12 protein-coding genes and 1 tRNA gene are annotated in these 14,590 nt (G+C 53.8%); 9 read left to right on the top strand and 4 right to left on the bottom strand.

Going from position 1 to position 14,590, the window contains the following annotated elements:
• The first annotated feature begins 36 nt into the window (after positions 1-36).
• The 5 genes from IPM50_02200 to IPM50_02180 all read left to right on the top strand — a co-directional run bounded on the left by IPM50_02200 (position 37) and on the right by IPM50_02180 (position 6,127).
• A complete protein-coding gene (locus tag IPM50_02200) occupies positions 37-534 on the top strand; it encodes a YajQ family cyclic di-GMP-binding protein (protein QQS34438.1) in 498 nt (165 codons plus the stop codon).
• A 72-nt stretch (positions 535-606) separates the two neighbouring features.
• Complete coding sequence (locus tag IPM50_02195; GenBank protein QQS33413.1) at positions 607-1,590, top strand: polyprenyl synthetase family protein; 984 nt, start codon at positions 607-609, stop codon at positions 1,588-1,590.
• Between the two features lie 71 nt (positions 1,591-1,661).
• A complete protein-coding gene (locus IPM50_02190) occupies positions 1,662-2,285 on the top strand; it encodes a hypothetical protein (GenBank protein QQS33412.1) in 624 nt (207 codons plus the stop codon).
• Between the two features lie 144 nt (positions 2,286-2,429).
• A complete protein-coding gene (locus tag IPM50_02185) occupies positions 2,430-4,499 on the top strand; it encodes a VCBS repeat-containing protein (GenBank protein ID QQS33411.1) in 2,070 nt (689 codons plus the stop codon).
• Between the two features lie 74 nt (positions 4,500-4,573).
• Entirely contained in the window at positions 4,574-6,127 is a 1,554-nt protein-coding gene (locus tag IPM50_02180; protein ID QQS33410.1) for a PrsW family intramembrane metalloprotease, read from the top strand.
• A gap of 62 nt (positions 6,128-6,189) precedes the next feature.
• Here IPM50_02180 and IPM50_02175 read toward each other — a convergent pair.
• Positions 6,190-6,265: transfer RNA gene (locus tag IPM50_02175), tRNA-Lys, on the bottom strand.
• Positions 6,266-6,480: 215 nt separating this feature from the next.
• Here IPM50_02175 and IPM50_02170 point away from each other — a divergent pair.
• The 4 genes from IPM50_02170 (at position 6,481) to IPM50_02155 (ending at position 10,988) form a co-directional block, all read left to right on the top strand.
• A complete protein-coding gene (locus IPM50_02170; GenBank protein ID QQS33409.1) occupies positions 6,481-8,106 on the top strand; it encodes a protein kinase in 1,626 nt (541 codons plus the stop codon).
• A 117-nt stretch (positions 8,107-8,223) separates the two neighbouring features.
• Positions 8,224-9,156 carry a hypothetical protein gene (locus tag IPM50_02165; protein QQS33408.1) on the top strand — a complete coding sequence of 311 codons (933 nt, stop codon included), beginning with the start codon at positions 8,224-8,226 and terminating at the stop codon, positions 9,154-9,156.
• 1 nt (position 9,157) lies between these two features.
• Positions 9,158-9,655 carry a DUF4190 domain-containing protein gene (locus IPM50_02160; protein QQS33407.1) on the top strand — a complete coding sequence of 166 codons (498 nt, stop codon included), beginning with the start codon at positions 9,158-9,160 and terminating at the stop codon, positions 9,653-9,655.
• Positions 9,656-9,689: 34 nt separating this feature from the next.
• Positions 9,690-10,988: a protein kinase gene (locus IPM50_02155; protein ID QQS33406.1), complete on the top strand. Its 1,299-nt coding sequence runs from the start codon at positions 9,690-9,692 to the stop codon at positions 10,986-10,988.
• Here IPM50_02155 and IPM50_02150 read toward each other — a convergent pair.
• Genes IPM50_02150 through IPM50_02140 form a run of 3 tightly spaced genes read right to left on the bottom strand, consistent with a single transcriptional unit; the run spans position 10,985 to position 14,566 of the window.
• Positions 10,985-11,836: a YihY/virulence factor BrkB family protein gene (locus IPM50_02150; protein QQS33405.1), complete on the bottom strand. Its 852-nt coding sequence runs from the start codon at positions 11,834-11,836 to the stop codon at positions 10,985-10,987. The genes IPM50_02155 and IPM50_02150 overlap by 4 nt on opposite strands.
• A gap of 14 nt (positions 11,837-11,850) precedes the next feature.
• Complete coding sequence (gene alr / locus IPM50_02145) at positions 11,851-12,984, bottom strand: alanine racemase (GenBank protein QQS33404.1); 1,134 nt, start codon at positions 12,982-12,984, stop codon at positions 11,851-11,853.
• 25 nt (positions 12,985-13,009) lie between these two features.
• A complete protein-coding gene (locus tag IPM50_02140) occupies positions 13,010-14,566 on the bottom strand; it encodes an acyl-CoA carboxylase subunit beta (protein ID QQS33403.1) in 1,557 nt (518 codons plus the stop codon).
• Between the last annotated feature and the right edge of the window lie 24 nt (positions 14,567-14,590).

Here is a 14,590-nt window from a genome sequence, read left to right as displayed (position 1 = left end):
GTAATTTGGCTTGTGGCTGTGGCAGAATCTAGTTTTATGGCTAAAGAGAATTCTTTCGACATCGTTTCAAAAACAGACTACGCCGAAGTGACGAATGCGATAAATCAGACCACTAAAGAGGTTTCGCAGCGTTTTGATTTCAAAGGCAGCAAGGCGACCGTGGAGATGAACGGTAAAGACCTCATTCTTTCCGCGGAGGATGAAACGAAGCTCCGCAATATGAACGATATTTTGCAGAGCAAAATGGTAAAACGCGGTATCTCGCTTAAGGCTCTTGATTATCAGAAGATCGAGCAGGCCGCCGGGGGAACCGTTCGTCAATCGGTGAAGATCCAGCAAGGCATTCCGACCGATAAGGCCAAAGAGGTGGTCAAATTCATAAAGGACGGCAAGTATAAGGTTCAGGCGTCCATTCAGGGTGAGACCGTTAGAGTTGCAGGAAAGGACCGCGATACGCTTCAGACAGTGATCTCAGCGTTAAAGGCGAAAGATTTCGGCATCGATATGCAGTTTGACAATTACAGGACCAACTAGATCCCGCTATTTCCCAATTTTCCAAGACCATACTTCCGGATGATCCAATTCGCCGCTAAGAGAAGAGAACTAATGACCGCCGCAGCTGCCGAGAGAGTCTTTTTGCCGATCGAAGATGAAATGCGTGCCGTCGAGGCAGAATTCGATCGGCAGGCAAGCTCTAACCTTCAGGTAGTGAACTATCTTGGTGAGTTTCTGCGTGCCTCGGGCGGCAAGAGGCTTCGCCCTGCTTTGCTGATCTTGGCGTCAAAGGCCGCGGGCGGCGGCGAGCGGGAAAGCGTTATTCGGATGGCGACCGTCATGGAGATGCTCCATACGGCAACGCTGGTGCACGACGACATCATCGACAATGCCGAAACAAGACGGAATATGCCTTCGATGAATGCGCAGTTCGGCAATCAGACAGCCGTGCTGATGGGCGACTGGCTGTATATGTCGGCGTTCGAGACCTCGCTGCAGGAACGTTCTTTGCGGATACTGGATATACTCACCAAACTCACGCGAAAAATGACCGAGGGCGAGCTGATCCAGCTGACGCTGATCGGCAAGCTGGATATTTCCGAGGACGATTATTTCGAGATCCTCAAACGCAAGACGGCGTATTTATTTGCCGCTTGCTGTGAGGTCGGTGCCATCCTGGCGGATGCGAAAGAGGAGACCGTAACTGCCATGCGGCAGTTCGGGCTGGAACTCGGCATAGCGTTTCAGATGAGCGACGACCTTCTGGACCTGACGTCGCACAGTGAAACTCTCGGCAAGGCGGCGGGCTCCGACCTGCTGGAAGGGAAGCTTACGCTTCCGTTGATCCGCCTGCTGAAGAGCGACGCCGCGTTGCTGCCCGTTCTCGAAAGGATAATGCGTGAGGGAAACTACGATGCGATGCCGAGGGCGGATCTGATCGCAAGATTGGGGTCCGAAGGTGTCTTGGACTCTGTCCATAGCCTCGCTCTTGAGTACTCGGCACGCGCGATAAAAAGTCTTGCAGTTTTGCCGGTTTCGGAGTATCGTTCTTGTTTAGAAGACGTCTTGGCCTTTGCGACAGAGCGAAAAAAATAGAGCAAGGCGGTCTGATAAAAAAGAAAGTTCTTCACATTTTTCTTATTTTTCCCTAATAATACAGGTCGGTTATGGTAGATGACAGCCTTATAGTCACTTTGGAGCAGACCCTTCGGCAGACGCGGAATGCGCAGAACCGTCTTGCGGGACGGCTGCGAGAAGCAGAGATGGAGGTCGAGCAGCTTCGAATGGAGATCGCCGCTCTTGAGAACAGCGCGGCTCAGACCGAACGAGCGATCCACAGTCTCTTGGTTTCATTGCGTACCGGCGGGCCGCTCGACAGCTCTGGCAGCCCAAGCGGCCGTGTCATAGAGATGGACGGCGGCGACCATGGCGGCCTCGTAATGCGGTTCAACCGCGACGAAAGTTCGTACACGCCCCGAAGTGACAACACAGTATCGTACCTGAGCAATAACCGGCCCATTCCCTCCATTTCCCCAAATTCTGCCCCTGTCTCTAACAGGTTCGCCGATCTTACGATAACGCAGGCCTGTAAGCTTTTGCTACGTGAGGCGGGCGGCCCGCTTCATGTCAATGAGCTTTACAATTTGCTTATCGCAGGCGGCATGAGGTTCAAAGGCAATAATCCGACGATCTCGATAGCTGTCTCACTGAACCGCAATCGGCAGTTTCGCAAAGTTGATCCTGGCACATTCGACCTGGTCATGCGTGACGTCGTGCAGATCGCGTCTTAGTTCAGGTATAAGTCATCAGCTTTTCATTCGACATCAGGCGAAGAACGCGTATATACTTTCGAGGTCGGCAAACTCGTACGAATTTTCTTTTTCACATTGGGGAATTCAGATGGGTGTGTTGACCGCACCCGACCACGCAGCCTTATGAGTCTCATTCGTTTTTCGCTCATTCTTGTCTTGATACTGTCGGCATTTGCATCTGAGTCCTTCGCAGTGAAGAACTATAAGCTCAGGGCGAACATCAATCCCGGCTGCACGACGACCAGTTCCTGGAAATACGCTGACCTTTATGCGGACGGAAACCTCGCCGTCCTCGGCAGTTACAATTGCCGCGGGGTATTCATATTCGATATCTCGAATGCCGATGCTCCGGTATTGCGTTCCTGGTATAACCCCGGAGCTAATCTGCAGTTCCTAGAAGCCATCGTGATCGGCAATCGCGGCTATTTTGGTACAGGAAATACAGGCGGCGTGCATATCGTTGATCTGACGAATCCGGCGAGTCCGCAGCTTTTAGGCATCGTGAACGGCAGCAACGGCGGCGGTTATACCACTATTCACGAGATAATGGTGATCGACCAGAACGGCCAGCGTTATCTGATCCAAAACTCGAACTCCACGGCCAATCGTCCGGTTCGGATCATCAACATAACCAATCCTGCAGCGGCTTTCCTTGTCCATACCCTTACGCCGGGCGAGGTAAATTGGATCCATGCAATGCACATCCGCGGCAACCGCATGTACACATCTGGTTGGGGGAACAGCACGAACAAGGCTCGAACTGAAATTTGGGACATCGAGAATCTTGCCACGAGGGCCCCGATCCTGCTTGGCACCATCACCGACCCGAGCTCTTCGGTAACCGCGGGCAACAGCATGCATAGCTCCTGGACGAGCGAAGACGGCAATTATCTGTACAGCGCCCGCGAGATCTCCGGCTCTGCCGCCAATGGAGCGAACGCGGGGGACATACGGGTCTATGACGTTTCCAATCCGGCAACACCGCTTTTGATCAAAAAGATCAACGCCTTTGACCTGAACCTGAATGCCGTAACGCCCCACAATCCCGTTGTGAAAGGAAACCGCCTTTACGTCTCGTGGTACCAAGCCGGCACACAGGTTTTCGACATCACAAATCCGGCAGATCCTATACGCATCGGGCAATACGACACTTACGCTCCCGAATACGTGCCGACACAGCCGGAGCCGGGCCTTGCCGACGAACCTTGGGACATAATTTGCGGCAGGTCTGAACTGAATGATTTCGTCCCGACGAATTACGACGGCAACTGGTCCGCGTTCCCATTCCTTGGCGAGGACAAGGTCCTGTTGAGCGACCTTTCAACGGGACTTTACGTTATCGACACTACAACTCCGAATCTTGTTTCAGATTTTGACGGTGATAAGAGGACGGATATCTCAGTTTATAGGCCGTCTACCGAGACATTTGAATACATAGCCAGTTTCAACAATCGTCGCGTTTCCGATCCGTGGGGACTGCCGGGCGATATCCCGATCACTGCGGATTACGACGGTGACGGCAGAAGCGATCCTGCTGTTTATCGTCCTTCCAACTCAGTTTTTTATCTGAAACGCAGCTCAGCGGGTTCTTTGTTCATCGGCTGGGGAATTGAAGGCGACATTCCTGTTGTCGGAGACTTTGACGGCGATGGAAAGGCGGACGTTACTGTCTATCGGCCTTCGAACGGAGCATGGTACATTCTGCAGTCAACAGGCGGTGTCCGTATCGTTGGTTGGGGTATCGAAGGGGACAAGCCGGTCGCTGGCGATTATGACGGCGACGGGAAAGCGGATATTGCAGTTTGGCGTCCATCGAACGGCGTTTGGTATGTCATTCTGAGTTCCACCTCGCAGCCTGTTTATGCCGGTTGGGGAATGGCAGGTGACAAGCCGGTCCTTGCGGATTTCGACGGCAACGGCAAAACCGATTTCGCTGTTTATCGGCCGTCCAACGGCGTCTGGTACATATTCGATCCTGCAGCCAGCCCATCTACACGATTCTACGGTTGGGGCATAGCGGAGGACATTCCGACGCCCGCCGATTATGACGGCGACATGAAGGCTGATGTGATGGTCTACCGTCCTAGCAGCGGGGTCTGGTACGGCATCATGAGCTCGAACGGTTCAGTATCGGTCACGCCGTTCGGACTTGTGGGCGATGAGCCGTCGCCTGCTTCCGTTCAGCCTCGATAGATCATCAATATTTTGAATTGGCCCAAGGTCCGGCGTTTGCTTGACTTTGGGCTTTTTGTTCCTATGATTGCAGTATGAAACTCACACTGCTGATCGAAAGCGGTTCGCTCGCCGGCAAGCGATTCGAACTGGAAACAGGCTTCATGACCGTAGGGCGAAGCGAGACCTGCAGTGTCAGGTTTGATCCGATGACAGAACGGATCGCTTCTAAGCAGCACGCTTTCATTGAGGCACGGGCCGACGGTTTCTATATTTCAGACAATAGCAGCACGAACGGAACGTATGTGAACGACGCCCGCGTGACGCAGATGAAGCTCAGCAACGGCGACCGCATTCAATTCGGGCATAATGGAACTTCCGCGGAAGTTACTATAGAAGATGATGCCCGGAGCGTCCTTACGGCGGACGTATCGAGGCGTGATGCCGAGATACAGGCTTTCAATGATACGGCCGCGGCCGAACCGGCAGATCTTCAATCTTCGCTTCACAATTTCGGACTCGGCGGCACCGCGGTCAAGGTCGAGACGGGAAGCAAGACGGGGCGTTATATCGGCATCGGCATCACGCTTTTTGCGATAGCGTTCCTTGGCTTGATAGTGGCTGCGATCCTTTTGCTCAGCGTCGGGATCGTGCCTGCGGTCATCGCGTCAGTCGTGGCATTCGTGCCGGCGATGTTCTATCTGCTCCCGCTGATGTGGCTCGACCGATATGATCCGGAGCCGCTTTGGCTCCTGGCGTTGGCGTTCCTTTGGGGTGCACTTGTTGCGGTTCTTGTTTCGTTTGTCGTAAATACGGGTGTCGGTGTGGGCATTGCCGTTGCCGTCGGCGGCCAAGAAGGGATGATACTCGGCGATGTCGTCGGCGCTGTGATCTCTGCTCCTGTCGTCGAAGAGCTTTCAAAAGGCGTCGGGCTTTTGATATTGCTTTTCTTTTTCCGCAGCTATTTTGACGATATCCTTGACGGCATCGTTTTTGCCGGCGTGATAGCTCTGGGATTCGCGACGGTCGAGAATGTACTTTATTACGGACGAGCTCTCGGGACCGGCGGGCTTGGCGGCCTGGTGGTCCTATTTTTTCTCCGAGGCGTGCTGTCGCCGTTCGCACACGTGACATTTACCGCAATGACCGGCATCGGATGCGGCATCGCCAGAGAAACGCACAATACGCTGGTCAAGATAATAATGCCGGTCGTTGGTTATTTCTTCGCGGTGCTGCTTCATGCTATCTGGAACGGCATGGCGGTGGCCGGCGGACTTGAAGGATTTCTGCTTGGATACTTGCTGCTGGAGATCCCGTTCTTCCTGATCTTCGTCATTTTTGCTCTATTGATCATGCGGCGGCAAAACAAGATCTTGAACGAAATGCTCGCAATTGATATAGCTCGCGGCCTCATACCTACTGAACACGCAAAGATCGTGACCTCTGCATTTCGAAGTACGGGTTGGCTCTTGAGCGGGCTGTTTTCGGGCAAGTTCCGGGCCCGGAACCGTTACGTCAGAGCTGTAGGCAAACTCGGGCTCAGTTATTGGCACATTCAGCGTGCTAACGCAGCTCAGGGACAGACCGGCAGTTTTCAGCAGAATCCGATCCTGCGGGAAGAAGTGCTGGAGTGGCGAGATAAGGTCTAAACGAAAAAAGGCCAAGATCAAATGCCGGCTTGCTGACCGGTTCGACTTTGCCTTTTATGAAATGGTAGGCCGTGCAGGGATCGAACCTGCGACCCGCGGATTAAGAGTCCGCTGCTCTACCAACTGAGCTAACGACCCATTTGCAAAGCAAAGTATAACAAAATCGAATTTCAAATCTGAAATAGCATATCCGAAATTTCAATACCTGTTTCCTGCCATTCAAAGTATCGACGGCGTTCGCCGATAGGAAAGTTTCGCCCCCTTTGATCCATATAGGCATCGTCATTTTATCCAGTAAACATTGCAAGGACGGGCGATAGCGGTGAAAATAGCGTTTGGCCCGATGACGTAGAATGAGAGAATGCCCAAAATGCGAGCAGTGTTTTCCTGACGAGGTGGCTAATTGCCCTCTCGACGGAACGCAAACGCGCGTCTCGCTGCCGGGGCCGCAAATGATAGCCGGCCGTTATATGCTGGTACGGCGTCTCGGCCGCGGCGCGATGGGGCAGGTCTATCTTGCCAAGGATAATAAGTTCGAAACTCGTCACGTTGCGGTAAAGACCGTTCGGCAGGACATTTTGAGCAGCGATAACCTCGAAGAGGGCGAGGCGATCGTGCGTTTTGAAAGAGAGGCGCAGGCCGCGGCATCGATACAGCATCCAAACACGGTTAGTGTCACCGATTTCGGCGAGACAGAGGACGGCGTGTTCTATTTGGTAATGGAATATGTCGAGGGCGAGACGCTGCATAAGCTGCTTCGCCGCGAAGGTACATTGACCGTAAAACGTGCCGTTCGTCTGTTGAGGCAGATCGCCGACGGTGTCGACGCGGCCCACGACCTGGGAATACTTCACCGAGATCTGAAACCGGCGAACATCTTCATAATGCAGAAGGGTAAAGGCGGCGACGGCTTTATCAAGGTCGGTGATTTCGGTCTGGCAAAGATAATGTCGCAGACCGTCACGGACGCTTCGTCAAACGCCACGCCTTCATCACGGGGCATCATTGGCACACCGGAATTCATGTCGCCGGAACAGATGCAGCCGGAGCTCGGCATTGACGCGCGTGCCGACCTTTACGCTTTGGGCACTATCGCGTATCTGATGCTCGGCGGTAAAACGCCATTTACCGGTGAGATGATGCAGCTCGTCATGCAAAAGGTGATGCATTCACCTCCGCCCTTATCGACTCTCAGGTCAGACGTTCCCATTCCCGTTGCAGAAGTCGTCATGCGGGCGATCGAGACCGATCCGGCGAAACGGCCCTCGACCGTTGCTGAGTGGATCGACAGTCTTGAGGAAGCCGCTGAGGGCATTGCTGAATCAAAAGGTGTCGGCAAGAGCCGGCTGGTGATCCTCGCCCCGGTAAATGCTGAGGTATATGTCGACGATGAACGCAAAGCAAGCGTCGGTACGTCGGGACGGGTTGTTTTGTCGGATATCCCGATAGGACAACATGTACTTCGTGTTTCAAAGGCAGGTGAACGCGATGACGAACGTGTAATAGAAATTCGTTCCGGCGCCGAAGAGCAGGTCATTCAGGCACAGCTCCGTCCGCCGCATGGTTCATCAAGCCAGCCGTCATCTGCGGGCGGCAGCAGTCTCGGCTCTCAGCCGTCGAGTGTAATGCCCGGTATCGTCGTTTGCCGCGGCTGCAACGCGCGTTTTGCCGAAGGTGTGCGATTTTGCGGCCGATGCGGCGGTTCCATCTTCGATGCGATCGCCCGTACCGCGTCGATCTCGGGGATGTCAGGATGTCCGCGATGCGGAAATCCGTTGGGTGCCAATGCCAGATTCTGCGGCCGGTGCGGACTAAATATGGCTCCTCCGTCGCAGTCGGGCCAACCTCGGCCTGTGGGGTTTTACAGCGACCCTCACCGAAGTGTTCCCCCTGCTCAGGCCGAGCGTATTTGCGGCCGCTGCGGAACGTCTTTTCCGCCTCACATCAGATTTTGCGGCCGCTGCGGGATCAGCCTCTGACCACCCGGCGAACAATTTGCGCTGTTTGACCGTATTCAGGGGTGTCGCACTTTTTGCATGTTGACCGTATAATATTGCTGTCCATTTACCAGACCGCCGAGATGTGAGCCTAAACGTATGAAGATCTGCCCGACCTGTCGAAAGACCTACACTGACACAAATCTGAACTTCTGCCTTGAGGACGGTTCGGTGTTGACGGCTGTTCCCGGGCAAGGCGCTCCCGACACTGTATTTGTAAATCAGCCGCGGCCGACGCAGCCTCAGCCTCAAATGCAGCAGCCCGGACAGCCGCAATGGAACGTCCAGCAGCAACATTCAATGCAGCCGAAAAAGTCTTCGCGGGCGTGGCTATGGGTGCTCCTTATCCTCGGTGGAATGGGATTGATCTGCGGCGGCGGCCTAGTCGGCTTCATATTTCTTGCAGCCAATCAGGAACCGAAGACCGCAAACACAAAGTCCGAGAATTCGAACACGGCAGAGCCGGCCAACACTTCTTCGTCGACATCTACTCGCAAGAAAGACGAATCTCCCGACCTGTCAAAATGGGTCCAATCGACGAAATCTTTCGGGGAAACGGAGTTCACCGATGGTCAGTTCATAATGTCGTCGCGGGCTAAAGGCTACTACTATGTTCTGGCTGCGACATCGAAATACAAATCGATCGGAGCTGACGTTCAGGTCTCGGCCACGAATCTGGATAACGGTGCCACGAACCTCGGCTTTGGGCTAGTGTTTCACAGCGATACGACGCCTTTGCAGAAGGGCTATGCCTTCGTTATAGATTCGGCCAAGAAACGCTATCGGATCGTAAATCACACACCGAAGAAGGAGGATGTGGTTGTCAATTGGACGCGATCTGACGCGATCAAGGACGGCAAGCAGGAGAACATTTTGGAGATCCGCGACGGAGATTCGATGGTGGACCTATTCATTAACGGCAAGAAGGTCAATTCCATTCGGAATGTCCATGGATTTCCCAATGGCGTAGTCGGCCTTTACACCGGTGACGGCATTAAGATCGCATTCAAAGATCTCGAGATCAGACGCTAGTATGAAGCAATGTCCAAGATGTCAGCAGACCTATGCTGATGAACTCCTAAATTTCTGCCTTCATGACGGCGAGATGCTGATCGATCTCCAGATCGAACCTTCGTCCCCGCGATTTGCTGAAGATCCGCCCCCGACGATGGTGATGGACAATGTCCGCGTCACCAATCCGTATCAGTCCCCGGCTCCGATGGTCCAACAGCCTTATCAGCAATGGCAGCCGGCCGTCAATCAGCAATTCGGCTTTGCTGCCGGCACCGCCGACGATACGATGGCAAAGGCCGCTATGATCCTCGGTATCGCAAGCGTGGTCCTGGTCTGCTGTTATGGAGGGTTGTGGCTCGGTATCCCGGCGATGGTGACGGGCTTTATCGGCTGGCGAAAAGCCCAAGATGATCCTTCGAAATACACGGGTTCCGGCATGGCGGTATCGGGTATCGCGATGGGCGGCGTGACGTTCCTTATTTCGCTTATCTTAATGTTCTTGGCAATATTAAATTAGCGGCGATCCTGCAAATAAAATATAATCGGCGCTGATGCATGTGAACCTGAACGTGATCGCCGGTCCCCAAGCAGGTCGAACTTTCTCGTTCGACCGGCACGATACTTTCGTTATTGGCCGCAGCGAAACAGCTCATTTTTGCCTGCCCAGCGATCCTTTCTTTTCCAGACACCACTGCATTATCGAGATCGCTCCACCGCGGGCCTTTATTCGCGATCTCGGTTCGACTAACGGAACATTTGTGAACGGTGCCCGCGTCGAAAGTTCCTATCTTAAGAGCGGCGACCGCATTCAGGGCGGCGAGACCATCATCGAGGTTGATGTCAATACAGGTGACGAAGGTGATACCGCGACGTTCAAACACGAGCCGTCGGTGGTCAGCGTCTCGTGCCTGAACTGTGCGATACCCGTTAAGGTCGAGGCTGAGGATTCAGGCGAACAGATGACGTACGTCTGTGATGAATGCCGTGAAAAGCTCCTTTCCGAGCCGCAGCCCATACCCGGATATCAGATGATACGTATATTGGGCAAAGGCGGCATGGGCACCGTGATGCTGTGCAGGTCCGAGAAGGACGGACGTGCCGTCGCGATCAAGACACTTTTGCCTGAGGTTGCCGTAAGCGAACAGGCAATGAAACGCTTCCTACGCGAGATCGATGTTGCCGCGTCGTTGAAACATGAGAACATCGTCGGATTCATCGAACACGGAACACATAACGGGATCATTTACCTGGTTTCCGAATTTGTTCCCGGTATGGATGCATCGCGGCTCGCGGCTCAGCGCGGTGGGAAACTTGATCATCAGGAGGCAATGGCGATAATCAGCCAGACTCTGGCCGCTCTGAATCATGCTCATTCACTCGGATTCGTTCATCGTGACATCAAAGAGCAGAACATACTCGTTTCCGGCGAACCTCCGGGCCTGACGGCAAAGCTTACTGATTTCGGACTTTCAAAAAGCTTCAAGGATACAGGCATGAGCGGCGTTACCATGGTAGGCGACGTCGCCGGTACTATCGCCTACATGCCCCCTGAACAGGTGAGGGAATTCAAAGATGTTCGGCCGCCGTCTGATATTTATGCGCTTGGGATGACCGCGTACAGCCTGCTGACAGGTACAAATGCGCTTGGTATCGGCCCGAAAGCGGGCATAGCCGAAACCGTAAAAGCGATATTTGAAAAGCCTATCGTGCCGCTTTCAACATATAGGCCGGACGTTCCGCCCGGTGTGGCGTCCGTGATAGAAACCGCCCTTGCCAAATCCGTCGATCAGCGTTGGCGAACTGCCGGTGCGATGCGCGAGGCATTGATCAACGCACTTCGCACGGCCTAGTCCGCAGTTTTCGTGTCTTCATCGTCCAGCTGCCTCAACGTCGAGTTGACCGCAGCTCCTGCCATCAACGACAGCGAGGTCAGATACAGCCACAGCATAAGGATCATGACCGCTCCAAGAGAACCGTAGGCTCGATTGTAGGTGTTGAAGTAGCTTAAATACAGCTTGAACCCGCCGATCAGTATCAGCCAAGAGGAAACGGCGACCAGTGTGCCGGGCGTGATCCAGTGCCAACGGGAATTCCGATAGTCAGGAAGTAAGTTGTAAACCGCTTCGCAGATCGTCAGAACGATAAGGACCAACACGATCCACTGCAAAAAACGGGCAAGATCACCGGTGCCGTCGTAGCCGGTGATCGTTCGCTGAAAGAACTCACGTCCGCTGATCAGAACGAAAAGTGCTCCCGCTCCGAGAATGGTGGCGGCAAAAGTAAAAAGGATGGCCTGCAGCCTCGTCCGCCACCAGGCACGGCGTTCAGAAAGCCCATAAACGGAGTTCAGGGCAGCTCGAAGCGTGTCTACTCCGGCGGACGCCGTCCAAAGCGTTACAACTAATCCGAGTGTGAGCTTGCTGCCGGAACTGCTCGCGATGATCTCGTCGATGGTCGCGTTGACGAGTTCGAACACCGACACCGGCATTATTTGCCGCAAGAATCGAAAGACCTCATCCTTAAGAAAATCGGAAGATTCAAGAACCAACCCCGAAAGACTGAACAAAAAGAACAGGAGCGGGAACAAGGAGAATGTGAAAAAGAACGCTACCTGAGCAGCTCGCCCGAAGAGGTCAGATTCCTCCGCCAGGAAATAAAGCCTGGTCCAGAATCGTGTTGTCAGAAGTCGAGCCGGCATTCAAAAAAGTTCGTTCAGGATATATACCGCTTGGGAACCCGCTGTGAAACACCGCAAGTTATTTCGTAGCCGATGGTTCCGCAAAGTCCTGCGATGTCCGCTGCTGTGACCGAAAGGCCTTCCGAATTTCCTATCAGCAGCACCTCGTCGCCGATGGCTGCATCGGCGATGTCGGTGACATCGAAGATCGTCCAATCCATTGAGACTATGCCGGCTACCTTTGCTTTTTGACCGCGTATTAACGCCGAGCCGCGGTTCGAAAGCCCGCGCGGATAGCCGTCCGCGTATCCAATGGGTACAGCTGCAAGCCGCGTTGGCCTTTCAGTAGTAAACGAGCGTCCGTAACCGACGGTCGTTCCGGCATCGACCTGACGAACATGGGCGATCTCTGACCGCAAGCTCATCACATGCTCCAGATCGGGAAGTGCCGAATGGCCCCGCATAATATCATCAAGGAGGCCGTAGAGGCCGCCTCCGAGCCTGACCATGTTCTTTCGTGACCCGGAATGGGCTAGCGTCCCCGGAGAATTCGCAATATCAAAGACCTCAGGGTGATGGCCCGCAGCGGTGAACGAACGGCAGCAGTCGTCGAACATTTCTATTTGTGACACCGTAAAGTCATCATTTTGCGGATCGTCCGCTGCAGGGAAATGGGACATGATGCCTTTGACGCGCAGGCCCGTCAGGCCTTTGAGATACGCCGCAAAATCTGCTGCGTCAGTTGCGTCGATGCCGATCCGCGACATACCGGTGTCAACCTTAACATGAATGTCCGCTACTTTACCTGCGGAGATGGCCGCACTGTTCAACGATTCGGCAGTCCTGCGAGAACATAGCATCGGTTCCAAACGGTGCTGCAGAACTGCCTCTTCCTGTCCATGAAAGATCGATCCGAGGATCACGATATCTCCCGAAATACCGGAATTCCGCAGTTCGAGCGCTTCTTCGATCATCGCGACACCAAAAGAGGATATGCCTTCTTTCTCAAGCCTCGCAGAGCATGGGGCCGCCCCGTGGCCGTAAGCGTCAGCCTTTACGACCGCCAATATCGCGGAATCGCCGGCGATATTTCTAAGAGTCGAAAGATTGCGCGACAGGGCTCCGAGATCGATCACAGCTTCGGTCGGTCGGTTGGTCGATTTCGTCACTTTGTTCAGATGCCTTACCTAAGCCTTATAAGGGAATATTTCCGTGTTTCTTAGGCGGGTTCACATCCCGTTTATTTTTCAGGAGTTTGAGAGCGGCGATCAGTTTGGGCCGTGTAAGACTCGGCTCTATGACCTCGTCGATGAATCCGCGCTCTGCCGCAACGTATGGATTCGCGAATTTTTCTTCGAACTCCGCAACCTTTTCGAGTCGATAATTTTCATCGTTTGCGGCGATCTCCCGTTTGAAAAGGACGCCGACGGCGCCTTCCGCTCCCATCACAGCGATCTCGGCCGTCGGATACGCGAAGTTGATATCTGTACGAATGTGCTTGGATGACATCACGCAATATGCGCCGCCGTAAGCTTTCCTCGTGATCACCGTTATCTTGGGCACTGTTGCCTCGGCAAAAGCGTAAAGCAGTTTCGCTCCGTGCCGGATAATGCCGTAGTGCTCTTGGTTGACGCCGGGCAAAAATCCGGGAACGTCCTCGAACGTGATGAGCGGAATATTGAAACAATCGCAGAAACGAACGAACCGGGCCGCTTTTACCGACGCGTCAATGTCCAATACACCTGCAAGAAACGCGGGCTGATTAGCGACGATGCCGACCGAATATCCGCCGAGCCGTGCGAAACCGATAACGATATTCGGCGCATAGTGTTCTTGGATCTCGAAGAAGTAACCGTCGTCAACCACTGAATGAATGACGTCGCGGATGTCGTACGGCTGCGTTGCCGTCTCGGGAACCATTGCATTGAGCTTCTCGTCGGTCCTGTTCTCCGGGTCGTTCGTAGGGGCGAACGGCGGATCGTCAAGATTATTTCCCGGAATGAACGAGAACAGTTCCCGTGTTATACGCAATGCATGTTCGTCCGATTCAGCAGCAAAATGGGCGACGCCGGACTTCGAATTGTGCGTCATCGCCCCGCCCAACTCATCTTTTGTCACTTCTTCGTGAGTGACGGTCTTTATTACGTCGGGGCCCGTTATGAACATATACGACGTGTTTTTGACCATCACATTGAAGTCCGTGATCGCAGGCGAATAGACCGCTCCGCCGGCACACGGCCCAAGAATGCAGCTGATCTGCGGGATGACGCCGCTCGATAATGTATTTCTAAGAAAGATGTCTGCGTAGCCTGCAAGACTCATCACGCCTTCCTGAATGCGAGCTCCGCCGGAGTCATTGAGTCCGATGACAGGTGCTCCTGTCTTCATTGCCAGATCCATTACCTTACAGATCTTTTGGGCATGGGTCTCGGATAATGATCCGCCGAAGACCGTGAAATCCTGAGCGAAGACGAATACCGGCCTGCCGTCGATAAGCCCATGCCCGGTTATTACGCCGTCGCCGGGAAAAAGCTGTTCTTCCAAACCGAAATCCCGGGAACGATGCGTGACGAATTTATCGAATTCCTCAAATGTGCCGTCATCGAGAAGAAGATCTATGCGCTCGCGGGCGGTCATCTTCCCGGCAGAACGCTGCTTTTCGAGGCGCTTTTCGCCGCCGCCCAACTCTGCCGCAGCTGAGCGGTCCTTCAGTAATTCCAGTTTTGATCCTTTCTTTGATTCGGCCTGCATTAGGCTCAAGTTTATAGGTTTTCA

The sequence above is a fragment of the Acidobacteriota bacterium genome (assembly GCA_016700075.1).
GTDB lineage: Bacteria > Acidobacteriota > Blastocatellia > Pyrinomonadales > Pyrinomonadaceae > OLB17.
This window is presented reverse-complemented; position numbering and strand designations above follow the sequence as displayed.

What these genes read in the sequence shown, in the direction of transcription:
- IPM50_02190 (QQS33412.1), top strand. Translation starts at nt 1,662, where the DNA reads ATGGTAGATGACAGCCTTATAGTCACTTTGGAGCAGACCCTTCGGCAG.
- IPM50_02140 (QQS33403.1), bottom strand. Translation starts at nt 14,566, where the DNA reads ATGCAGGCCGAATCAAAGAAAGGATCAAAACTGGAATTACTGAAGGAC.
- IPM50_02155 (QQS33406.1), top strand. Translation starts at nt 9,690, where the DNA reads ATGCATGTGAACCTGAACGTGATCGCCGGTCCCCAAGCAGGTCGAACT.
- IPM50_02195 (QQS33413.1), top strand. Translation starts at nt 607, where the DNA reads ATGACCGCCGCAGCTGCCGAGAGAGTCTTTTTGCCGATCGAAGATGAA.
- IPM50_02185 (QQS33411.1), top strand. Translation starts at nt 2,430, where the DNA reads ATGAGTCTCATTCGTTTTTCGCTCATTCTTGTCTTGATACTGTCGGCA.
- IPM50_02200 (QQS34438.1), top strand. Translation starts at nt 37, where the DNA reads ATGGCTAAAGAGAATTCTTTCGACATCGTTTCAAAAACAGACTACGCC.
- IPM50_02150 (QQS33405.1), bottom strand. Translation starts at nt 11,836, where the DNA reads ATGCCGGCTCGACTTCTGACAACACGATTCTGGACCAGGCTTTATTTC.
- IPM50_02160 (QQS33407.1), top strand. Translation starts at nt 9,158, where the DNA reads ATGAAGCAATGTCCAAGATGTCAGCAGACCTATGCTGATGAACTCCTA.
- IPM50_02165 (QQS33408.1), top strand. Translation starts at nt 8,224, where the DNA reads ATGAAGATCTGCCCGACCTGTCGAAAGACCTACACTGACACAAATCTG.
- IPM50_02170 (QQS33409.1), top strand. Translation starts at nt 6,481, where the DNA reads ATGAGAGAATGCCCAAAATGCGAGCAGTGTTTTCCTGACGAGGTGGCT.
- IPM50_02180 (QQS33410.1), top strand. Translation starts at nt 4,574, where the DNA reads ATGAAACTCACACTGCTGATCGAAAGCGGTTCGCTCGCCGGCAAGCGA.